General features: G+C 61.1%; 18 protein-coding genes and 1 pseudogene. 14 read left to right on the top strand and 5 right to left on the bottom strand.

Annotation, left to right across the window (positions count from 1 at the left end; all coding sequences use genetic code 11):
* The first annotated feature begins 86 nt into the window (after window positions 1-86).
* Both CRN80_RS13840 and CRN80_RS13835 read left to right on the top strand, forming a co-directional pair.
* Window positions 87-431, top strand: coding sequence for a pentapeptide repeat-containing protein (locus CRN80_RS13840; protein ID WP_098950358.1), 345 nt, complete (start codon window positions 87-89; stop codon window positions 429-431).
* 203 nt (window positions 432-634) lie between these two features.
* Window positions 635-907 (top strand): TfoX/Sxy family protein, encoded by a 273-nt coding sequence (locus CRN80_RS13835; protein WP_044268551.1) that lies wholly within the window; start codon window positions 635-637, stop codon window positions 905-907.
* Between the two features lie 243 nt (window positions 908-1,150).
* On the opposite strand, the gene CRN80_RS13830 is transcribed toward CRN80_RS13835, so the two are convergent.
* From CRN80_RS13830 to CRN80_RS13820, 3 genes are read right to left on the bottom strand one after another with little or no spacing between them, the layout of a single operon-like run.
* Window positions 1,151-1,918: a heme ABC transporter ATP-binding protein gene (locus tag CRN80_RS13830; protein WP_047711787.1), complete on the bottom strand. Its 768-nt coding sequence runs from the start codon at window positions 1,916-1,918 to the stop codon at window positions 1,151-1,153.
* Entirely contained in the window at window positions 1,918-2,955 is a 1,038-nt protein-coding gene (locus tag CRN80_RS13825) for an iron ABC transporter permease (protein WP_032895292.1), read from the bottom strand. Before CRN80_RS13825 ends, CRN80_RS13830 begins: the two co-directional genes overlap by 1 nt.
* On the bottom strand, window positions 2,952-3,830 hold the full coding sequence (locus CRN80_RS13820; protein WP_032895291.1) for a hemin ABC transporter substrate-binding protein: 879 nt from the start codon (window positions 3,828-3,830) through the stop codon (window positions 2,952-2,954). Before CRN80_RS13820 ends, CRN80_RS13825 begins: the two co-directional genes overlap by 4 nt.
* A 156-nt stretch (window positions 3,831-3,986) precedes the next feature.
* On the opposite strand from CRN80_RS13820, the gene CRN80_RS13815 reads away from it, so the two are divergent.
* The gene (locus CRN80_RS13815; RefSeq protein WP_032895290.1) at window positions 3,987-4,304 is read left to right on the top strand and encodes a Rieske (2Fe-2S) protein; all 318 of its coding nucleotides are present in this window, start codon (window positions 3,987-3,989) and stop codon (window positions 4,302-4,304) included.
* Here the strand turns inward: CRN80_RS13815 and sfsA are convergent.
* Together sfsA and CRN80_RS13805 are read right to left on the bottom strand one after the other, a co-directional pair.
* Entirely contained in the window at window positions 4,301-5,014 is a 714-nt protein-coding gene (gene sfsA / locus CRN80_RS13810; protein WP_014719939.1) for a DNA/RNA nuclease SfsA, read from the bottom strand. The genes CRN80_RS13815 and sfsA overlap by 4 nt on opposite strands.
* Window positions 5,014-6,186 carry a pyridoxal phosphate-dependent aminotransferase gene (locus tag CRN80_RS13805; RefSeq protein WP_014719940.1) on the bottom strand — a complete coding sequence of 391 codons (1,173 nt, stop codon included), beginning with the start codon at window positions 6,184-6,186 and terminating at the stop codon, window positions 5,014-5,016. Before CRN80_RS13805 ends, sfsA begins: the two co-directional genes overlap by 1 nt.
* A gap of 320 nt (window positions 6,187-6,506) precedes the next feature.
* Between CRN80_RS13805 and dksA the strand changes: the two genes are divergently transcribed.
* The 11 genes and pseudogenes from dksA (at window position 6,507) to acs (ending at window position 21,091) form a co-directional block, all read left to right on the top strand.
* Window positions 6,507-6,950: an RNA polymerase-binding protein DksA gene (gene dksA, locus CRN80_RS13800; protein ID WP_003194150.1), complete on the top strand. Its 444-nt coding sequence runs from the start codon at window positions 6,507-6,509 to the stop codon at window positions 6,948-6,950.
* Between the two features lie 83 nt (window positions 6,951-7,033).
* Window positions 7,034-7,921 carry a tRNA glutamyl-Q(34) synthetase GluQRS gene (gene gluQRS, locus CRN80_RS13795; protein WP_098950357.1) on the top strand — a complete coding sequence of 296 codons (888 nt, stop codon included), beginning with the start codon at window positions 7,034-7,036 and terminating at the stop codon, window positions 7,919-7,921.
* Between the two features lie 62 nt (window positions 7,922-7,983).
* Window positions 7,984-8,160, top strand: coding sequence for a hypothetical protein (locus tag CRN80_RS13790; RefSeq protein WP_003176118.1), 177 nt, complete (start codon window positions 7,984-7,986; stop codon window positions 8,158-8,160).
* Window positions 8,144-11,098 carry a sensor histidine kinase gene (locus tag CRN80_RS13785; RefSeq protein WP_178081020.1) on the top strand — a complete coding sequence of 985 codons (2,955 nt, stop codon included), beginning with the start codon at window positions 8,144-8,146 and terminating at the stop codon, window positions 11,096-11,098. Before CRN80_RS13790 ends, CRN80_RS13785 begins: the two co-directional genes overlap by 17 nt.
* Before the next feature lie 22 nt (window positions 11,099-11,120).
* A complete protein-coding gene (locus tag CRN80_RS13780) occupies window positions 11,121-12,557 on the top strand; it encodes a sigma-54 dependent transcriptional regulator (RefSeq protein ID WP_003194155.1) in 1,437 nt (478 codons plus the stop codon).
* Window positions 12,558-13,253: 696 nt separating this feature from the next.
* A complete protein-coding gene (locus tag CRN80_RS13775) occupies window positions 13,254-14,657 on the top strand; it encodes a polynucleotide adenylyltransferase PcnB (protein ID WP_098950355.1) in 1,404 nt (467 codons plus the stop codon).
* Between the two features lie 2 nt (window positions 14,658-14,659).
* The gene (gene folK / locus CRN80_RS13770) at window positions 14,660-15,145 is read left to right on the top strand and encodes a 2-amino-4-hydroxy-6-hydroxymethyldihydropteridine diphosphokinase (protein ID WP_098950354.1); all 486 of its coding nucleotides are present in this window, start codon (window positions 14,660-14,662) and stop codon (window positions 15,143-15,145) included.
* Window positions 15,146-15,509: 364 nt separating this feature from the next.
* Complete coding sequence (panB, locus tag CRN80_RS13760; RefSeq protein WP_098950353.1) at window positions 15,510-16,310, top strand: 3-methyl-2-oxobutanoate hydroxymethyltransferase; 801 nt, start codon at window positions 15,510-15,512, stop codon at window positions 16,308-16,310.
* Window positions 16,307-17,158: a pantoate--beta-alanine ligase gene (gene panC / locus CRN80_RS13755; RefSeq protein WP_032895282.1), complete on the top strand. Its 852-nt coding sequence runs from the start codon at window positions 16,307-16,309 to the stop codon at window positions 17,156-17,158. The genes panB and panC overlap by 4 nt, the downstream gene beginning before the upstream one ends.
* Window positions 17,159-17,382: 224 nt before the next feature.
* Window positions 17,383-19,047 carry a glucose-6-phosphate isomerase gene (pgi, locus tag CRN80_RS13750; RefSeq protein WP_003194166.1) on the top strand — a complete coding sequence of 555 codons (1,665 nt, stop codon included), beginning with the start codon at window positions 17,383-17,385 and terminating at the stop codon, window positions 19,045-19,047.
* Window positions 19,048-19,152: 105 nt separating this feature from the next.
* A pseudogene (acs, locus tag CRN80_RS13745) lies at window positions 19,153-21,091 on the top strand (acetate--CoA ligase).
* Window positions 21,092-21,123: the final 32 nt, after the last annotated feature.

Genomic DNA, 21,123 nt, shown 5'->3' with positions numbered 1-21,123 from the left:
TTTCTTGGTCGCGTCGCCGTCTTCGGCGCGCGACCTCGCGATAGTGGCACTATACTGGCTCCATAACGCCAGCCAGAGTCGCGATCATGAGTCAGCCCAAGCTTCTTGATACCCCGCTCTACGCCCTCCTGCACAAGGACGACATTCGCGGTTTCAACCAGGAACGTCCTGAAGGCGGCACCATCGATATGCGCGGTGGTGACTTTCACGGGCTGGACCTGCGCGACCTGAACGCCACCGGTATTGACTTCACCGACGCCTATTTTCGCTCTGCCGACCTGCGCGGCCTGGACTTGCGTGGCTGCTCACTGGAAGGCGCCAGCCTGGCCCATGCGCAGATTTCGGGTGCTTATTTCCCGCCAGAACTCACGGCTGACGAAATACTCATGTCGGTCAATTTCGGTACTCGCCTGCGCTACCGCACCAAGTAACCCCACACACCGCGTGCTGACCACATCCCCGCCTGGCGGGCGCTTTGCGCCTGCCTGCGAGCGAGCGCCGTCGCGCCATTCTTATAAGCTTTTCAGCCCTTCCTGACCAAAGAACCACGCTTTTCCTACTGAGCGCTACACTCATTTTCAGGCTGCCTGGTCACGACACCCACCGCACCATTCAGCCAACGCAAGGAGGCTTGATGAACGATGAGCTGCAACACCTGAAAAACCTTGGCAAGACGTCAGCGCAGTGGCTGCATGCGGTGGGCATCCACAGCGCGTCCGACTTGCGTCGGCTGGGGGCGGTCGATGCCTACCGAGCCGTGCGCACGCGCGGGTTTCGAGCCTCGAAGGTTCTGCTGTATGCGATTGAAGGGGCATTGATGGATGTGCACTGGAACGACATACCCGCGGAGCGCAAGGAGGCCTTGAACCGTCAGTTGGAAGCGATTTCAGTGCATCAGAAGAACTAGAGCGGCACTCAAACCCAATGTTTACGGGCATTACAAACGAGCGTTTGAGAAAACTGGATGAGGCAGAAAAACAAATGTTGACTCTCAAATGAGAATCGTTATGATTATCACAACTGGTCGCGAGATCAGCCGATAACTGAAAGACCATTGGTTCGGACTCTCAGATTATCTCCTCATCAGGCTAATCACGGTTATTTGACCCGGCTCTTGCCGGGTCTTTTTTTGCCCGTGAATTAACCGGCCTCAGCGCGCAATGATCAGCGGATGCCCACGCTCCGGATGCGGCTGAACCAGCACATCCAGACCAAATACAGCCTTGAGCGGCTCAGGTTGCAGGACTTTGGAGGGCGTATCCAACGCGTGGGGGCGGCCGTTTTCCAGCAATAGAATCCGGTCGCAGTAACGCGCTGCCAGGTTCAAGTCATGCAGGATGACCAGCACCGCAGCGCCTCTGTCGGCGAAATGTCGGATAGCTTGCAAGGTGGTGTGTTGGTGCAGAGGGTCGAGCATCGACGTGGGTTCATCCAGCAACAATGTCTGCCCCGCTTCACCCGGCCATAACTGTGCCAATACCCGCGCCAGGTGCACACGTTGCCGCTCGCCGCCGGACAACGCCAGGTAACTGCGGCCACTCAGGTGGCCCACATCCGCCGCTTGCAGGGCCGCGCTGATGATTTCGTCGTCGCGCACTCGCCCGGTCTGATGAGGCAAGCGGCCCATGCCCACCACCTCCTCGACACGGAAGGCAAAATCCAGGGTGGAAGATTGTGGCAGCACCGCCAGGCGCTGGGCACGCTGCGCGCCGGTCATGTGCTTGAGCGCCTGCTGATCCAGCCAGACCTTGCCCTGATCCGGCTGCAGCTCCCCGCACAGCGCCCCAAGCAAGGTACTTTTGCCGGCGCCATTGGGGCCCAGAACGCCCAGCACTTCGCCTGGCAATAGGTCCAAGGTGATATCGGCCAGCACGGTCTTACCACCGCGCCGGATCTGCAACGCTTCTACCCGCAACATCAGGCGCGCCCTCGTAATAATAAATAGAGGAAAAACGGCGCACCGATAAACGCAGTGACAATGCCAATCGGCAGTTCCGCCGGCGCCAACGCCAGGCGCGCCACCAGGTCTGCAAACAACAGCAAACTGGCGCCAGCCAACACCGAGGCCGGTAACAACACCCGATGATCCGGCCCCGCCAGCAACCGCACCAGATGGGGTACCACCAACCCGACAAAACCAATCATGCCCGCCGCCGCCACTGCAGCGCCAACACCTAAAGCCGTACAGAACACCAGCTCACGCTTGAGCCTTTCAACATCAATACCCAGATGATTGGCCTCAGACTCCCCCAACAGCAGCGCGTTCAGCGCCTTGGCCCGGCGCGGCAACCACAGCGCCACGCCCGCACTCACCAGCAGCAAGGGCCACAACCGCGAGTAGTTTGCGCCATTGAGGCTGCCCAGGTTCCAGAACGTCAGCGTGCGCAAGGTGGCGTCGTCAGCCAAATAGGTAAAGAGCCCCACCGCAGAACCGGCCAGGGCCGTCAGCGCGATACCGGCAAGCAACATCGTCGCGACATTGGTCTGGCCATTGCGACGCCCCAGCCGATAGACCAGCGCCGTGACGCCCAAGCCACCAAGGAATGCACACAGCGACAACAGGTAGGGCCCGAAAGCATCCGGCAGCCCGCCAAAGAACGAACCACCGACAATTGCCACCGCCGCCCCCAGCGCGGCACCGCTGGACACACCGACCAAGCCAGGATCGGCCAGCGGGTTGCGGAACAACCCCTGCATCGCCACACCCGACAATGCCAGCACACCGCCGACCGCCAGCCCTAACAGGGTTCGCGGCAGGCGAATCTGCCCCAGGATCAACTCGGCCTGCTCCAACCCCTGGGCCTCTATCGGAACGCCCATCAGTTTTAGCGCAGCCCTGAGCGTGTCCACTAACGGCAGGCTGACCGGCCCCAGTGCCAATGAAAGCCAGATCGCCAATACACACAGCAGCGACAGCCCGATAAACAGCGTTTTTGGCTTAACCAGAGTGGTCATTGAGCAGGCTTAGGCTGGGACGGATAAAAACCGGCAGACAGTTTCTCCAGGCTTTGCGGCAATCGAGGCCCCAGGCCGCCTACCAGCAAGGTCGGATCCAGCTCAAAGACGCGGCCGCTCTTGGCTGCCGGCGTAGAGGCAAGGATCGGATTTTCCTTGAACAAGGCGGCACGCGCCGCGTCCCCGCTCAGGGCGCGATCGGCAAACACCAGCACCTCAGGGCTCAAACCCGCCAGCGATTCCACCGAAAACGGTTTATAGCCCACATGCGTGGCGAGATTACGCCCCCCAGCCTGCTGCAACATCCAATCAGCGGCCGTGTCCTTGCCCGCGATCAGCGGCTTGCCACCGGCATGACCGAGCAGCAACAGCACGCGTGGAGCCTTTTGCGTAGCCTGGGCCTTGGCCACCCAGTTTTTCTGCTGTGCCAGCGCCTGTTCATACCCGGCAAACAAGGCATCAGCCTTAGCCTCACTGCCGAGCAGTTTCCCCAGGTGTTCAAGGTTGCTTTTGAGCGTGGGCAAATCCGGCTGGGCCGAGAACATATCCACCTGCACCCCGGCGTTGCGAATCTGTGCCAGCACCGGCGGTGGCCCCATTTCCTCGGTGCCCACGAGGATTTGCGGGCGCAGGCTGAGAATGCCTTCGGCCGACAACTGCCGCTGGTAACCAATGCTCGGCAAGGCCTTGAGCGACGCAGGATGCTGACTGGTGGTGTCCACCCCCACCAACTTCGACTCACCGCCCAGGGCCGTCACCCATTCCGACAGCGCGCCGCCGGCACTGACCCAGCGTTGCGGCAGTTCGGAGGCATGCACCCCAGGGTTGACCAGCAGTGAGGCAACAAGCGCAATAGCGCTGGTACTCAGGCGCATAACAGGGTTTCCTTCCTAGGGCAGGGCCACTCAAGCACTCATTGATGTGACAGATAACCGCTGCCAGGCATCGTATTGAGCACCCAATCAGCTGACGGGCGAAGCAGGCATTTGATAATTGTTTGCATTTGCACGTCAAGGCACTTAAGGATTGAAATGAAGTTTCTCTGCGCCTCAAGCGACCTCGCCCCCAACAGCAGCCGCGGTTTTGATATCGATGGCCACAGGCTGTTGGCGGTGCGCCGGGACGGCATTGCGTACTTCTATCTCAACCGCTGCCCCCATCGCGGCATCCCGCTGGAATGGCAGCCAGATCGCTTCCTCGATGAAAGCGCCAGCCTGATCCAATGCGCCACCCATGGCGCGCTGTTCCTGATTGAAAGCGGCGAGTGCATCGCCGGACCTTGCGCAGGCCAAAGCCTCACCACCCTGCCCGGCCGCGAAGACGAACAGGGATTGTGGGTCGATCTCTAGTCGCCCAGCAGCACCTTCAGCCGACGTTCGACGTAAATCTCCTGCGGCGTGACCCGGACGCCATAGGCCAACACCTCTACCCCTGCAGCCTTGGCCTCACGTAGCGCTGCCGCATAACCGGCGTCGATTTCCACCGCCGGGCGCACCGCGTCGATCCCCGACAGGTTCACGCAATACAACTGCACGGCCCGTATACCGTCGCGCGCCAGGTGTGCCAGCTCACGCAAGTGCTTGGCACCGCGCTGGGTCACCGCATCGGGGAAAGCCGCCACCGAGCTGCCATCAAAGCCCAAGGTGACGCTTTTGACCTCGACAAACGCAGCGCCCTGGGGGTAATCCAGGCGAAAGTCGATGCGGCTTTTCTCCTGGCCATAAGGCACCTCACGCTTCAACGCAGTAAAGCCATTGAGCTCAGTGATCACACCGGCCAGCAAGGCTTCTTCCACCAACTGATTGGCACGCGCGGTGTTGACACACGCCAGCCGGCCCTGAGGCGTTTCGGCAATCTCCCAGGTGCCCGGCAACTTGCGCTTGGGGTCCGTAGAACGGCTGAACCAGACCTGGCCACCTTCGACCATGCAGTTGAGCATCGAACCGGTGTTAGGGCAGTGAATAGTGAGCAACTCGCCGGTAACGGTTTCGATATCGGTGAGAAAGCGCTTGTAGCGGCGGATCAGCCGCCCTTCTTCAAGAGGAGGATTAAAACGCATCAGCCTTGCCAGCTCCGCAAACCACGGGCGATCCGCTCCACCGCTTCTTGCAGCCGATCGAGGTTTTGCGTGTAGGCAAACCGCACGTGATGGCCCGCCTGGTAGCGACCGAAATCCAACCCGGGCGTAAAGGCCACATGCTCGGTTTCGAGGAAATGGCGGCAAAACGCGAAGGCATCGCCGCCGAACGCGCTGATATCGGCATACAGATAGAAGGCGCCTTCGGGTTCCACCGCGATACCGAACCCCAGCTCACGCAGGGCCGGCAGCAGGAAGTCACGACGGCGGCCAAACTCGGCACGGCGCTGCTCCAGGATCTCCAGGGTTTGCGGGGTGAAACAGGCCAACGCGGCGTGCTGGGCCATGCTTGGCGCACTGATGTAGAGGTTCTGCGCCAATTTCTCCAGCTCACCCACCGCTTCAGGCGGCGCCACCAGCCAACCGAGGCGCCAGCCGGTCATGCCGAAATACTTCGAAAAACTATTCAGGACGAAGGCGTCGTCATCGACTTCCAACACGCTGGCCGCGTCGGTGCCGTAGGTGAGGCCGTGATAAATCTCGTCGACCACCAGGTGACCGTTGCGCGCCTTGATGGCGCCCGACAGCCCAGCCAACTCGTCGCGGGTGAGGATCGTGCCGGTGGGGTTGGCGGGCGATGCCACCAGTGCGCCGACACTGTCCTGGTCCCAATGCCTGGCCACCAGGTCGGCGGTCAACTGGTAGCGTACGTCCGGGCCGACCGGCACCAACTGCGCCGCGCCTTCCACAAGGCGCAGGAAGTGTCGGTTACAGGGGTAGCCTGGGTCCGCCAGCAGCCAGTGTTTGCCCGGATCCACCAGCAAACTGCTGGCCAGCAGTAACGCACCGGAGCCACCGGGAGTGATCAGAATACGCTGCGGATCGATGCTCAAACCGTAGCGTTGCTGGTAGAAACCGCTGATGGCTTCACGCAATTCGGGCAAGCCGCGGGCGGCGGTGTAGCGGGTTTTACCGTTTGCCAACGCGGCTTGGCCGGCCTGGATGATCGGCTCGGCGGTGGTGAAGTCCGGCTCGCCGATTTCCAGGTGGATCACGTCGTGACCGGCGGCCTGCAGCTCATTGGCACGCGCCAGTAACGCCATGACATGAAAAGGTTCGATGGCGCGACTGCGCGCACTGTAGGGCTGAGCCATTAGCCTTCCTTAGACGGTGAGGACAAAATCTGGATTCTACCGAACCCTCACGGTAAAACATGCTCTATTGCCTGATTGGGGCTGCAAGTGCACCCTGCGCGCGCTCGTAAAACAGCTAAAATCAACATTCGAGGCGATACATACCCAGTCATGGCGGGCTGCTGCGGTTTGCATCCCCTTTGCCCTGGACCTCGACAACCGGGAGTAGCGCACCCTGAATCTATCTGGTAAGTTCGCCCGCTTGCAGCCGCAGGGCCGGCAGGTGTCGGTGACGTTGCAATCCTGCGCAATGGATTAGAAGAGTGAGAGGCGGTCTATTCATGTCCACCCAAGCAAAGCAACAGCAGACTCAAGGCCTCGGCGGCTTCGAACCCTATGTCGAAAAAAAGGGCGAGGAGTACATGGGCGAGCCCATGCGCGAGCACTTCACCAAGATCCTCAACAAGTGGAAACAGGACTTGATGCAGGAAGTCGACCGTACGGTTGACCATATGAAGGATGAAGCGGCCAACTTCCCTGACCCGGCCGATCGTGCCAGCCAGGAAGAAGAGTTCGCCCTCGAACTGCGCGCCCGCGACCGCGAGCGCAAGTTGATCAAGAAGATCGACAAGACCCTGCAACTGATCAAAGACGAAGAATACGGCTGGTGCGAATCCTGCGGCGTCGAAATCGGTATTCGTCGCCTGGAGGCCCGCCCAACCGCGGACCTGTGCGTAGACTGCAAGACCTTGGCTGAAATCAAGGAAAAACAGGTCGGCAAGTAACTTTGCCGAGTTGAACGAATGGAGCGTGCGAACGCTCCATTTTTGTTTCTGGCGTTTACCGGTTATGCAGTAGTATCCGGGCCATGACAGCCTCTACTTATATCGGGCGCTTCGCCCCCACGCCCAGCGGCCATTTGCACTTCGGTTCCCTGGTTGCCGCCCTCGCCTCCTACCTCGACGCACGCGCCCACCAGGGCCGTTGGTTGATGCGCATGGAAGACCTCGACCCTCCCCGTGAAGAGCCCGGCGCCCAGGCGGCGATTCTGCATGCGCTGGAAAGCTACGGCTTTGAATGGGATGGCGAACTGGTTCGCCAGAGCGAGCGGCATGATGCCTACGCCAAAGTGCTGAACGATATGTTCAACCACGGTCTGGCCTACGCCTGCACCTGCTCGCGCAAGCAGTTGGAGCCCTACAACGGGATTTACCCAGGCTTGTGCCGCAATGCCGGCCACGAACAGCAGGATGCCGCCATTCGCCTGCGCGTGCCCGAGTTGGAATACCACTTTACCGACCGTGTGCAGGGCGAGTTCCGCCAGCATCTGGGCCGTGATGCCGGCGACTTCATCATCCGTCGCCGCGACGGCCTCTACGCCTACCAACTGGCGGTGGTGCTCGACGACGCCTGGCAAGGTGTAACCGATATCGTACGCGGCGCCGACCTGCTCGACTCCACACCGCGCCAGCTTTACTTGCAAGAACTGCTCGGCCTGCGCCAGCCACGTTACTTGCATGTACCGCTGATCGTGCAGCCAGACGGCAACAAACTGGGCAAGTCCTACCGCTCCCCACCGTTGACAGCCGACCAGGCCACGCCTTTGCTGCTCAGAGCGCTGCGTGCCCTTGGCCAACAGCCCGACGCGCAGCTGCTGTACGCCAGCCCGCGAGAACTGCTGGATTGGGGCATTGCGCACTGGGACGCCACCCGCATCCCGCGCACACTGACCCTGGCCGAAGCGCAATTGAGTTGAAGGCGCTTGCAGGTTGCCCATCATCCGTTAACATCGCGGCAGATTTTTAATCAGAGGCCAACATGTACATCTATCGTTTGGTCCTGCTGCTGGTCGTCGGGATCTACCTGTTCTCCCCCGCCATCATGGATTGGTGGATCGACGCCACGGGCGCCTGGTATCGCCCTTATCTGCTATGGCTGATCCTGATCGTCGTGACCTTCATCCTGCAGAGCCAAAAAGATGCCGATGAGCTTTAGTCTCACCCAGATGCTGCTGATCAGCGCCGCCTACCTGGCTGCGTTATTCGGCGTGGCCTGGATCAGTGAGCGCGGAATGATTCCGCGGGCGATCATTCGCCATCCGTTGACCTACACCTTGTCCCTGGGCGTATACGCCAGTGCCTGGGCGTTCTACGGCACGGTGGGGTTGGCCTATCAGTACGGCTACGGCTTTCTCTCCAGTTATCTTGGGGTGTCGGGCGCGTTCCTGCTGGCGCCGGTGCTGCTGTACCCGATCCTGAAAATCACCCGGACGTACCAGCTGTCTTCCCTGGCCGACCTGTTTGCCTTTCGCTTTCGCAGCACCTGGGCCGGCGCGCTGACCACCATCTTCATGTTGATCGGCGTGCTGCCGTTGCTGGCCCTGCAGATCCAGGCGGTGGCCGACTCCATCAGCATCCTGACCCGCGAGCCCGTGCAACATCGGGTTGCCCTGGCGTTCTGCGCGCTGATCACCTTGTTCACCATCTTCTTTGGTTCTCGTCATATCGCCACCCGCGAGAAACACCAAGGCCTGGTGTTCGCGATTGCCTTCGAGTCGGTCATCAAACTGATCGCCATCGGCGGCGTCGGCCTTTATGCGCTCTACGGGGTGTTCGACGGGCCGCAACAGCTGGAGCTGTGGCTGCTGCAAAACCAGACCGCCCTTGCTGCCTTGCATACCCCCTTGCAGGAAGGCCCATGGCGTACGCTGCTGCTGGTGTTCTTCGCCTCGGCGATCGTGATGCCGCACATGTACCACATGACCTTCACCGAGAACCTCAACCCGCGCTCGCTGGTCAGCGCCAGCTGGGGCTTGCCGCTGTTCCTGCTGCTGATGAGCCTGGCGGTGCCGTTGATCCTGTGGGCCGGCCTGAAACTGGGGGCCACCACCAACCCTGAGTATTTCACCCTGGGCATCGGTATTGCCGCCAACAGCCCAGCCCTGGCACTGCTGGCCTATGTAGGCGGGTTGTCGGCCGCCAGCGGGTTGATCATCGTCACCACCCTGGCACTCTCGGGCATGGCGCTCAACCACTTGGTACAGCCGCTGTACCAGCCGCCGGCGGAGGGCAATATCTACCGCTGGTTGAAATGGACCCGACGCGCGCTGATCGTCGCGATCATCATGGCCGGCTACGCGTTTTATCTGCTGCTGGGCGCCGGGCAAGACCTGGCCAACCTCGGCATCGTCGCGTTTGTCGCCACCTTGCAGTTCCTGCCGGGCGTGTTGTCGGTACTGTACTGGCCGACCGCCAATCGCCGTGGCTTTATTGCCGGGCTGCTGGCCGGGATCCTGGTGTGGACCGTGACCATGCTGCTACCGCTGGTCGGCAACCTGCAGGGCTTCTATATCCCGTTGCTGAACATGATTTACGTGCTGGACGACACCAGTTGGCACATGGCGGCCATCGCCTCGCTGGCCGCCAACGTACTGATGTTTACCCTGATCTCGCTGTTCACCAACGCCAGCGCCGAAGAGACCAGCGCCGCCGAAGCCTGCGCGGTGGACAACGTGCGCCGCCCGCAACGCCGCGAACTGCACGCAGCCTCGCCCCAGGAGTTCGCCACGCAACTGGCCAAGCCCCTGGGCGCCAAGGCCGCACAAAAGGAAGTCGAACAGGCACTGCGCGACCTCTATCTGCCGTTTGACGAGCGCCGCCCCTATGCCCTGCGCCGCCTGCGTGACCGTATCGAGGCCAACCTGTCCGGTTTGATGGGCCCCAGCGTGTCTCAGGACATGGTCGAAACCTTCCTGCCCTACAAGGCCGGTGGCGAAAACTACGTTACCGAAGATATCCACTTCATCGAAAGCCGGCTGGAGGATTACCACTCACGCCTCACAGGCCTGGCCGCCGAACTCGACGCCCTGCGCCGTTACCACCGCCAGACCCTGCAGGAGCTGCCGATGGGCGTGTGTTCCCTGGCCAAGGACCAGGAAATCCTGATGTGGAACAAGGCCATGGAAGAACTCACCGGCATCGCCGCCCAGCGGGTGGTGGGTTCGCGCCTCAATACCCTGGGCGATCCATGGAGAGAGCTGCTGCAAGGTTTTATTAACCTGCCGGACGAGCACTTGCACAAGCAACACTTGGCCCTCGACGGCCAAACCCGCTGGCTCAACTTGCACAAAGCTGCCATCGACGAACCCTTGGCGCCAGGTAACAGCGGCCTGGTGCTGCTGGTGGAAGACCTGACCGATACACAGATGCTCGAAGACAAGCTGGTGCACTCCGAGCGCCTGGCCAGCATCGGGCGCCTGGCGGCCGGCGTGGCCCATGAAATCGGCAACCCGATCACCGGTATCGCCTGCCTGGCGCAAAACCTGCGCGAAGAGCGCGAAGAAGATGGGGAAATCACCGAAATCAGCGGGCAGATCCTCGAACAGACCAAGCGGGTTTCACGCATCGTCCAGTCGCTGATGAGCTTTGCCCACTCCGGCGCCCATCAGAATCAGGACGAAGCGGTGTGCCTGGCCGAAGTGGCGCAGGATGCCATTGGGCTGTTGGCCTTGAACCGGCGCAATTTCGAAGTACAGTTCTTTAACCTGTGCGATCCGGACCATTGGGTCGATGGCGACTCACAACGCCTGGCCCAGGTACTGATCAACCTGCTGTCCAACGCCCGCGACGCGTCGCCGGCCGGCAGTGCTGTACGCGTCAAGAGCGAGGCTTTCGAGCACACGGTCGACCTGATCGTGGAAGACGAAGGCAGCGGCATTCCACAGAACATCATGGACCGATTGTTCGAACCCTTCTTCACCACCAAGGACCCCGGTGAAGGTACCGGTCTGGGCCTTGCACTGGTCTATTCCATCGTTGAAGAGCATTATGGACAAATCACCATCGACAGCCCGGCTGACACACAAAGCCAACGCGGCACCCGTATCCGGGTGACCTTGCCGCGTCATGTCGAAGCGACGTCCGCTGTGAACTGAGACCGTCGAGAGAATTGAATCAATGCCGCACATTTTGATCGTCGAAGACGAAACCATTATCCGCTCTGCCTTGCGACGCCTGCTTGAACGTAATCAGTACCAGGTCAGCGAAGCCGGCTCGGTGCAGGAAGCCCAAGAGCGATTCAGCATTCCCACGTTCGACCTGATTGTCAGCGACCTGCGCCTGCCCGGCGCCCCGGGCACCGAGCTGATCAAGCTGGGCCAGGGCACCCCGGTGCTGATCATGACCAGCTACGCCAGCCTGCGTTCGGCGGTGGACTCGATGAAGATGGGCGCGGTGGACTACATCGCCAAGCCTTTCGATCACGATGAGATGCTCCAGGCCGTGGCGCGCATCCTGCGTGACCGTGTGTCGGCCAGCAGCGCGCCTGCCGAGCAGCGCCCCACCGGCAAGGCCAGCGCCGGCGAAAAACCAGGTGTCGACAACAGCAACGGTGAGATCGGCATCATCGGCTCCTGCCCTCCGATGCAGGACCTGTACAGCAAGATCCGCAAAGTGGCGCCGACCGACTCCAATGTATTGATCCAGGGCGAGTCGGGCACCGGTAAAGAACTGGTGGCCCGCGCCCTGCACAACCTGTCCAAGCGTGCCAAGGCGCCGATGATCTCGGTGAACTGCGCGGCGATCCCCGAATCCCTGATCGAGTCCGAGTTGTTCGGCCACGAGAAAGGTGCGTTCACCGGCGCCAGCGCCGGGCGTGCGGGCCTGGTGGAAGCCGCGGACGGTGGTACCTTGTTCCTCGATGAAATTGGCGAGCTGCCCCTGGAAGCCCAGGCGCGTTTGCTGCGCGTACTGCAGGAAGGCGAAATTCGCCGCGTCGGTTCGGTGCAATCGCAGAAGGTCGATGTTCGATTGATCGCGGCGACACACCGAGACCTCAAGAGCCTGGCCAAGATTGGCCAGTTCCGTGAAGACTTGTATTACCGCCTGCATGTCATCGCACTTAAATTGCCAGCCCTGCGCGAGCGTGGCGCCGACGTCAACGAGATCGCCAACGCGTTCCTGTTGCGTCAGGGCGCACGCATTGATCGCACCGACCTGAAGTTTGCCGCCGACGCCGAGCAGGCGATCCGTCACTACTCGTGGCCAGGGAACGTGCGTGAGCTGGAGAACGCCGTCGAGCGCGCGGTGATTCTGTCGGAGAGCCCGGAGATTTCCGCCGAGTTGCTGGGCATCGACATTGAGCTCAGTGACCTGGATGACGACGACTTCATCGGCCTGGCCCCGCAGCAGGGTGGGGCCAGCAATACCAGCCATGAACCGACGGAAGATTTGTCACTGGAAGACTACTTCCAGCACTTCGTGCTCGAGCATCAGGACCATATGACCGAGACCGAGCTGGCACGCAAGCTGGGCGTGAGTCGCAAATGCCTGTGGGAACGGCGCCAGCGCCTGGGCATTCCACGGCGCAAGACCGGGGTGGCCAGCGAAAGCTGAGGGCGCAGCCCCACAGGTAACACCTGTTGATGTGAAAAAACTGTTACCGCTGACTTTTCACGTAACAAAAGCCGGGGCTTACGGTAACGAAGCCCCGGCTTTTTTTGGCCCTCAAACCGGCAAAACCAGACCAACCCCCCGGTTTTGCTGGTCGGCGCAAAAGTTGGCACGCACCCTGCTATATGCTTAGTACAAAAACAATAACAAGCTTTGTACAAGACAATAAAAATAAGACGAATCGACTCACGCATAACAAAAACAACACGGCGGAGGCGCAGCTAACTGATTCTTTTGGAGAGGCGTTGCATTTGGGGCTTGCCCCGCAACCAGGCCGAGAACAACAAAAACTGCCCTAAGGCAGAGCCTGAACTGGTTGGATCGTAGATCAGCAACACAGCGACCAAAGCAATCCGTTTGCTCTTGACTCCCGATTGGGAGTGTCATGAAGGTGAAGCTTCGTGGCGAGGGCGATCAACAAAAACAAGAAGCCCGACACCAATAATAAAAATAGAGCACGCAACTACTTCTGGGGGAGCTTCGGCTCCCCTTGTAGTTTCCGGGATTTGACCGTCAAACGCTTGTGGCGCAATGCCTTTAGCTTGTTCCTACACCATCCCCCGACTAAATGCTAGAATCCCCGCCCATCATGCGGTCATTCTTCGTTATGGCCGAACATTCCTTCAAACAGTGCATCCCATGCTGAAGAAGTTGTTCCAGTCATTCCGTTCTCCCTTGCGTCGAACGCAACACAAACGCAGCACGCCTGAAGTGCTCAATAGCAGCCAGCATTCGCTGCAGCGCGCTCAATTCAGCCGTTATGCAGTGAACATCGTCGAACGTTTGCAGAACGCCGGCTACCAGGCCTACCTGGTGGGTGGCTGCGTACGCGACATGTTGCTCAACATCACGCCCAAGGATTTCGACGTCGCCACCAGCGCCACGCCTGAACAAGTGCGCGCCGAGTTTCGTAATGCACGAATCATCGGCCGGCGCTTCAAGCTGGTGCATATCCACTTTGGTCGCGAAATCATTGAGGTCGCGACCTTCCGCGCCGGGCACCCGCAAAACGATGAAGAGGAAGACACCAACCAGTCCTCCCGCAACGAGAGCGGGCGCATCCTGCGCGATAACGTGTATGGCACCCTGGAAGAGGACGCGCAACGTCGCGACTTCACCATCAATGCCTTGTATTACGACCCGGTCAGCGAGCGCATCCTCGATTACGCCAACGGCGTACACGACATCCGCAACAACCTGATCCGCCTGATCGGCGACCCGACGCAGCGCTACCAGGAAGACCCGGTGCGCATGCTGCGCGCCGTGCGATTCGCCGCCAAGCTCAACTTCGGCATCGAAAAGCACACCGCCGCGCCGATTCGCGAACTGGCGCCGATGCTGCGGGAAATCCCCTCGGCGCGCCTGTTCGAAGAAGTGCTCAAGCTGTTCCTTTCGGGCTACGCCGCCGACACCTTTGAAATGCTGGTGGACCTGCAGTTGTTCGACCCATTGTTCCCGGCCAGCGCCGAGGCCTTGGAGTACAACCCGACGTACACCCACACCTTGATCAGCGAAGCCCTGATCAACACCGACCTGCGCATCAAGCAGAACAAGCCGGTGACCCCGGCGTTCCTGTTTGCCGCCTTGTTGTGGCCGGCCCTGCCCAAACGCGTACTGCGCTTGCAGGACCGTGGCATGCCGCCGATCCCGGCCATGCAGGAAGCGGCTCACGAGCTGATCGCCGAACAGTGCCAACGCATCGCCATCCCCAAACGTTTCACCATGCCGATCCGTGAGATCTGGGACATGCAGGAGCGCCTGCCACGCCGCAGCGGCAAGCGCGCCGACCTGTTGCTGGACAACCCGCGTTTCCGTGCCGGCTACGACTTCCTGCTGCTACGTGAAAGCGCGGGCGAGCAGACCGATGGCCTGGGCGAATGGTGGACCGACTATCAGGACGCCAATGACAGCCAGCGCCGCGAGATGATTCGTGAGCTAGGCAGCAAAGGTGATGGCGCTGGCGAAGGCCCGAAAAAGCGTCGCCGCAGCGGTACCAAGCGTAAACGCAGCAGTGTCGATGCCTCGGGCGCTGCGGGCGAATAAACGTGGAACGTATCTACATCGGCATGGGCAGCAACCTGGCTGCCCCGGAGCAACAATTGCGCAGCGCGATCGAGGCGCTGGCGCAATTGCCTGGCACCCAGCTCGCCGGTGTGTCCGCCTTCTACCAAAGCGATTCATTGCTGCCAGGCCAACCGCGTTACACCAACGCCGTTGCGGCGCTGGACAGCCACCTGGCGCCGTTGGACCTGCTCGATGCGCTGCAAGCCATCGAGAACGATCAGGGCCGCGAACGCCTGGAACGCTGGGGCCCGCGCACTTTGGACCTGGATATCCTGCTGTTCGGTGATCGCCTGATCGACGAGCCGCGCCTGAAGGTGCCGCACTACCAGATGCATCTGCGCGCGTTTGTGCTGTATCCGTTGGCCGAACTAGCGCCGGCAGACCTGCAGCTGCCTGACGGCCAACGCTTGAGCGACCTGCTCACAGCCTGCCCATTCGTCGGCCTGGAACGCCTCCCGCAAGAATGACTCGGTCAATGTGGGAGCTGGCTTGCCTGCGATGCAAGCGACTCGGTGTATCAGCCACACCGAATGGATGCCATCGCAGGCAAGCCAGCTCCCACCTTTGATCTTCTTTGGCCGGAATACCGCGCACCCGTTGCGCAATCGCTTCAGTAACAGCGGTAACACCGCCATCGTAACAATGCGGTAACACATCCAATTGACTTCCCGTGTCCTCCTCACGACTATAGGCGTCCCGCTGCCGCCAACCCGGCGCGACAGGGCGCAATCCAGGCCTTATAAGCACTGCTTTCAAGACAGTGCGCCTGTATAAACGAAGACTCACGCGCGTTACTCGCTGTTTCCAAGCGCCTGAACGAGGACCCTTTTCATGCCAGACATTACCCTGACCACCTTGCAGAGCCTCAAGCTCAAAGGTGAAAAAATCACCATGCTGACCTGCTATGACGCCACTTTCGCCAACGCCAGCTGCCAGGCTGGCGTCGAAGTGCTGCTGGTGGGCGACTCCCTGGGCATGGTTCTCCAAGGGAATGACAGCACACTGCCCGTGACCACCGATGAACTGGCCTACCACACCGCCAGCGTCAAGCGTGGCAACAAGGGCGCCTTTATCATCGCGGACCTGCCGTTCATGGGTTACGCCACCCTTGAGCAAACCTTCCTGAACGCCGGCAAGCTGATGCAGGCCGGCGCGCACATGATCAAAGTCGAAGGTGCCGTATGGCTGGCCGAGTCGATCAGGCTGCTGGCCGAGCGCGGCGTGCCAGTGTGCGCACACATGGGCCTGACGCCGCAGTCGGTCAATATCCTCGGTGGCTACAAGGTCCAGGGCCGCAATGAAGCCCAGGCCCGCCAGATGCGCGCCGATGCCATCGCCCTGGAACAAGCCGGTGCGGCGATGATTCTGCTGGAGTGCGTGCCGAGCGAACTGGCTGCCGAAATCACCCAGGCCGTCAAAGTGCCCGTGATCGGCATCGGCGCCGGCTCCGCCACCGATGGCCAGGTGCTGGTCCTGCACGACATGCTCGGCCTGTCGATCACCGGCCACGTGCCTAAGTTCGTGAAGAACTTCATGGCCGGCCAGGACAGCATCCACGCCGCCCTGAGCGCCTACGTCAGTGAAGTCAAAAACGTGACGTTCCCAAGCGTTGAACACGGATTCTCGGCATGAACACCGTTAAAACCGTCCGCGAACTGCGGGCTGCCGTAACCCACGCCCGCAGCGCCGGCAAACGCATCGGCTTTGTGCCCACCATGGGCAACCTGCACAGCGGCCACGCCACCCTGGTGACCAAGGCCGCGCAGCAAGCGGATTTTGTGGTGGCGAGCATTTTCGTCAACCCGCTGCAATTCGGTGCTGGCGAAGACCTGGACAAATACCCGCGCACGTTGGCCGCCGACCAGGAAAAACTCCTGCAGGCCGGTTGCAACCTGCTGTTCGCGCCCACGGTCGAGGAAATGTACCCCGATGGCATGAACGGCCAGACCCGCGTCAGCGTGCCACAACTGTCTGAAGGCTTGTGCGGTGCCAGCCGCCCAGGGCACTTCGAAGGTGTAGCCACGGTGGTCAGCAAGCTGTTCAACATGGTCCAGCCGGACATGGCCGTATTTGGCCAGAAGGACTACCAGCAGTTGGCGGTGATCCGCGCCATGGTCCGCGACCTGAACATGCCCATCCAGATCATCGGCGAGCCCACCGTGCGCGCCGAGGACGGCCTTGCGCTGTCATCACGCAACGGTTACCTCTCCGAGGAGCAACGGGCTGTCGCGCCAGTGCTGTACCGCGCGCTCAGTCAGATCGCCACGGCCATCAAAGGCGGTGATCATGATTTCGCCAGGCTTCGCGCCGAGCACATCCAGCAGATTGAAGCCGCTGGGCTGCGCATGGACTACCTGGAAGTGCGCCAAGGCGTGCATCTGCGCCCGGCCACGGCTGAAGATCGTGATGTGGTGATCCTGGTCGCCGCTTATCTGGGGGCTACACGCCTGATCGATAACCTGCACCTGAACCTCGCCTGACCCCGCTTTACCCTCAACCTGTTGCCCCGACGGCTGTGCCGGTATAAAAAAGTACCGGCCACAGCGCAGACAAAGCCAAGACATATCCACACGCTAGGTTTAATGTAACTGCCCTGCGCTATGGTTAGCGCTGTCTGGAACCCAGTCCTTGCGATAAGACTGGATGTTCCGGGCTTTGAAGTGTCCTAAAGGCAGTCCCCGTAATAAAAAGGAAACCCGCAGCGATGGCGTACTACCGCACCCCTCATGACGTTACCGCGCTGCCCGCCTGGCAAGCGCTTGTTCAACATCGCCAAGCCATGCAGGATTTCAGCATGCGCGAGGCGTTCAATGCCGATCCTCAGCGTTTTTCCCAGTTCACCTTGAGCAGCTGCGGACTTTTCCTCGATTACTCGAAAAACCTGATCACCAGCGAAACCCGCGACCTGCTGGTGGGCCTGGCCAAGGAAGTCAATCTCAAGGCGGCGATCGACGCGCAGTACGCTGGCGAACCGGTCAACTCCTCCGAGGGCCGCCCTGCCCTGCACACCGCCCTGCGCCGCCCGGTGGGCGACAAGCTGTCTGTCAACGGCGTGAACATCATGCCGGACGTGCACAAGGTGCTGAACCAGATCACTGACCTGGTCGGCCGTATCCACGACGGCCTGTGGCGTGGCTACACCGAGAAACCGATCACCGACGTGGTGAACATCGGCATCGGTGGCTCGTTTCTCGGCCCGGAACTGGTCTCCGAAGCGCTGCTGTCCTACGCCCACAAAGGCGTGCGTTGCCACTACCTGGCGAACATCGACGGCAGCGAGTTCCACGAACTGACCATGAAGCTGCGCGCCGAGACCACGCTGTTTATCGTCTCGTCCAAATCCTTCAACACCCTGGAAACCCTGAAAAACGCCCAGGCCGCCCGCGCCTGGTACCTGGCCCAGGGGGGCTCGGAAGCCGAGCTGTATCGCCACTTCATCGCCGTCTCGAGCAACAATGCCGCGGCCGTGGCGTTCGGTATCCGCGAAGAGAACATTTTCCCGATGTGGGACTGGGTCGGTGGGCGTTACTCGCTGTGGTCCGCCATCGGCTTGCCAATTGCTTTGGCCATCGGCATGTCCAACTTCAAGGAACTGCTGTCGGGTGCCTACACCATGGACCAGCACTTCCTGAACGCACCGTTCGAAGCCAACATGCCCGTGCTGCTCGGCCTGTTGGGCGTGTGGTACGGCAACTTCTGGGGTGCGCAGAGCCATGCGATCCTGCCGTACGACCACTACCTGCGTAACATCACCAAGCATTTGCAGCAGCTGGATATGGAATCCAACGGCAAGAGCGTGCGCCAGGACGGCACGCCCGTCTCCACCGATACCGGCCCGGTGATCTGGGGCGGCGTAGGCTGCAACGGCCAGCACGCTTACCACCAGTTGCTGCACCAAGGGACTCAACTGATCCCGGCCGACTTCATCGTGCCGATCGTCAGCTTCAACCCGGTGTCCGACCACCATCAGTGGCTGTACGCCAACTGCCTGTCCCAGAGCCAGGCGCTGATGCTCGGCAAGACCCGCAGCGAGGCCGAAGCCGAGCTGCGTGAGAAGGGCCTGCCGGAAGCCGAAGTACAGAAGCTGGCACCGCACAAGGTGATCCCGGGCAACCGTCCGAGCAACACCCTGGTGGTCGAGCGCATCAGCCCGCGCCGCCTGGGCGCGCTGGTGGCGATGTATGAACACAAGGTGTTCGTGCAGAGCGTGGTGTGGGGCATCAATGCCTTCGACCAATGGGGCGTTGAACTGGGCAAAGAGCTGGGCAAAGGCGTGTACAACCGCCTGACCGGCGCCGAAGAAACCTTGGCCGAAGATGCTTCGACCCAGGGCCTGATCAACTACTTCCGCGGTCGTCACCGCGGCTGAAGCCGTGCATTCAAGGCCAACGTCGGTTTGGACGTTGGCCTTGAACCCTCCCGCCTCAGGGTGCATCTTTATGACTTGTCGCAAAAACAAGAATAAGGAGCGCTCATGTTCGATATCAGCACCTTTCCCACCGCCGATGCCGTCCGCCGGGCTGCGCAACTGCGTCAAGAGGACTACCAGCGCCTCTATCGCCAATCTATCGAGCAGCCAGACACCTTCTGGGCCGAACAGGCCAAGGGCTTTCTCGACTGGATAAAACCCTGGCACAGCGTCCAGCAGTCAGACATCCACACCGGTGCCGCCCAATGGTTTGCCGGTGGTCAGTTGAATGTCAGCTACAACTGCATCGACCGCCACCTGGCGCAGCGCGCCGATCAGCCGGCCTTCATCTGGGAAGGCGATGATCCGTCAAAATCCTGCACGATTACTTACCGTCAACTGCACCAAAACGTCAGCCGCCTGGCCAACGTCTTGAAAAGCCGTGGCGTGAGCAAAGGTGATCGCGTATGCATCTACATGCCGATGATTCCCGAGGCGGCCTACGCCATGCTGGCCTGCACGCGAATCGGCGCGGTGCACTCGGTGGTTTTTGGTGGTTTCTCCCCCGGACGCCCTGCGTGACCGCATTCTCGACGCCGATTGCCGCACCGTGATCACCGCCGACGAGGGCGTACGCGGTGGCAAGCCCGTGGCGCTGAAACAGAACGTCGACAAAGCCCTGACCAGTTGCCCGAATGTCAGCACGGTACTGGTGGTGGAGCGCACCGGAGCGAGCGTGACTTGGCACGAAGGCCGCGACCTCAAGTACCAAGCCGCCCTGGACGCCGCCAGCGACAACTGCCCACCCGAACCGATGGACGCCGAAGACCCACTGTTCATCCTCTACACCTCCGGCAGCACCGGCAAACCCAAAGGCGTGCTGCACACCACCGCTGGCTACCTGCTGCAAGCGGCGATGACCTTCAAGTACGTGCTCGACTACCAAGAGGGCGAAGTGTTCTGGTGCACCGCCGACGTGGGCTGGGTCACCGGTCACAGCTATATCGTCTATGGCCCGCTGGCCAATGGCGCCACCTCGCTGATGTTCGAAGGCGTGCCGAGTTATCCGGACAGTTCGCGCTTCTGGCAGGTCATCGATAAACACCAGGTGAATATTTTCTACACCGCGCCCACCGCCCTGCGCGCCCTGATGCGTGAAGGCCACGGCCCGCTGCTGGGCACATCCCGCGCCAGCCTGCGCCTGCTGGGCAGCGTGGGTGAGCCGATCAACCCGGAAGCCTGGGACTGGTATTTCAACGCCGTCGGCGAACAGCGCTGCCCGATTGTCGATACCTGGTGGCAGACCGAAACCGGCGGCATCATGCTCAGCCCGTTGGTCAGCGCCCAGCGCATCAAACCGGGCTGCGCGACACAGCCCATGTTCGGCGTACAACCGGTGTTGCTCGATGAACAGGGCAAGGAAATCAGTGGCGCCGGCAGTGGCGTCCTGGCGATCAAGGCCAGCTGGCCGGGGCAGATTCGCAGCGTCTACGGCGACCCGCAGCGCATGATCGACACCTACTTCAAGCCCTACCCCGGCTACTACTTCACCGGGGATGGCGCACGGCGCGATGAAGACGGTGACTACTGGATCACCGGGCGCATCGACGATGTGATCAACGTCTCGGGCCATCGCATTGGCACCGCCGAGGTGGAAAGTGCCCTGGTGCTGCATGATCAGGTCGCCGAAGCCGCTGTGGTGGGCTACCCCCACGACGTAAAGGGCCAGGGCATCTACGCCTTTGTCACCCCCATGAATGGCGTCGAACCCAGCGACGCGTTGAAAAAGCACCTGCTGGAGTTGGTCAGCAAGGAGATTGGCAGCTTCGCCAAACCGGAGTTGATCCAATGGGCGCCTGCCCTGCCGAAAACCCGCTCCGGCAAGATCATGCGGCGTATCTTGCGCAAGATCGCCTGCAACGAACTGGACAGCCTGGGCGACACCTCGACCCTGGCCGACCCCAGCGTGGTGGACGGTTTGATCGACAAACGCCTCAACCGGTAGCGCCAGGATAATCCCCGGCCTGTGCAGGCCGG

It is taken from the genome of Pseudomonas sp. FDAARGOS_380, assembly GCF_002591235.1.
In the GTDB taxonomy this organism is placed as follows: Bacteria; Pseudomonadota; Gammaproteobacteria; order Pseudomonadales; family Pseudomonadaceae; genus Aquipseudomonas; species Aquipseudomonas salmasensis.
The sequence above is the reverse complement of the archived record's forward strand: the minus strand, read 5'-3'. Positions and strand labels throughout refer to the sequence as shown.

Coding starts and splice junctions, on each gene's coding strand:
- CRN80_RS13840 (WP_098950358.1), top strand. CDS start 87: ATGAGTCAGCCCAAGCTTCTTGATACCCCGCTCTACGCCCTCCTGCAC.
- CRN80_RS13835 (WP_044268551.1), top strand. CDS start 635: ATGAACGATGAGCTGCAACACCTGAAAAACCTTGGCAAGACGTCAGCG.
- CRN80_RS13830 (WP_047711787.1), bottom strand. CDS start 1,918: ATGTTGCGGGTAGAAGCGTTGCAGATCCGGCGCGGTGGTAAGACCGTG.
- CRN80_RS13825 (WP_032895292.1), bottom strand. CDS start 2,955: ATGACCACTCTGGTTAAGCCAAAAACGCTGTTTATCGGGCTGTCGCTG.
- CRN80_RS13820 (WP_032895291.1), bottom strand. CDS start 3,830: ATGCGCCTGAGTACCAGCGCTATTGCGCTTGTTGCCTCACTGCTGGTC.
- CRN80_RS13815 (WP_032895290.1), top strand. CDS start 3,987: ATGAAGTTTCTCTGCGCCTCAAGCGACCTCGCCCCCAACAGCAGCCGC.
- sfsA (WP_014719939.1), bottom strand. CDS start 5,014: ATGCGTTTTAATCCTCCTCTTGAAGAAGGGCGGCTGATCCGCCGCTAC.
- CRN80_RS13805 (WP_014719940.1), bottom strand. CDS start 6,186: ATGGCTCAGCCCTACAGTGCGCGCAGTCGCGCCATCGAACCTTTTCAT.
- dksA (WP_003194150.1), top strand. CDS start 6,507: ATGTCCACCCAAGCAAAGCAACAGCAGACTCAAGGCCTCGGCGGCTTC.
- gluQRS (WP_098950357.1), top strand. CDS start 7,034: ATGACAGCCTCTACTTATATCGGGCGCTTCGCCCCCACGCCCAGCGGC.
- CRN80_RS13790 (WP_003176118.1), top strand. CDS start 7,984: ATGTACATCTATCGTTTGGTCCTGCTGCTGGTCGTCGGGATCTACCTG.
- CRN80_RS13785 (WP_178081020.1), top strand. CDS start 8,144: ATGCCGATGAGCTTTAGTCTCACCCAGATGCTGCTGATCAGCGCCGCC.
- CRN80_RS13780 (WP_003194155.1), top strand. CDS start 11,121: ATGCCGCACATTTTGATCGTCGAAGACGAAACCATTATCCGCTCTGCC.
- CRN80_RS13775 (WP_098950355.1), top strand. CDS start 13,254: ATGCTGAAGAAGTTGTTCCAGTCATTCCGTTCTCCCTTGCGTCGAACG.
- panB (WP_098950353.1), top strand. CDS start 15,510: ATGCCAGACATTACCCTGACCACCTTGCAGAGCCTCAAGCTCAAAGGT.
- panC (WP_032895282.1), top strand. CDS start 16,307: ATGAACACCGTTAAAACCGTCCGCGAACTGCGGGCTGCCGTAACCCAC.
- pgi (WP_003194166.1), top strand. CDS start 17,383: ATGGCGTACTACCGCACCCCTCATGACGTTACCGCGCTGCCCGCCTGG.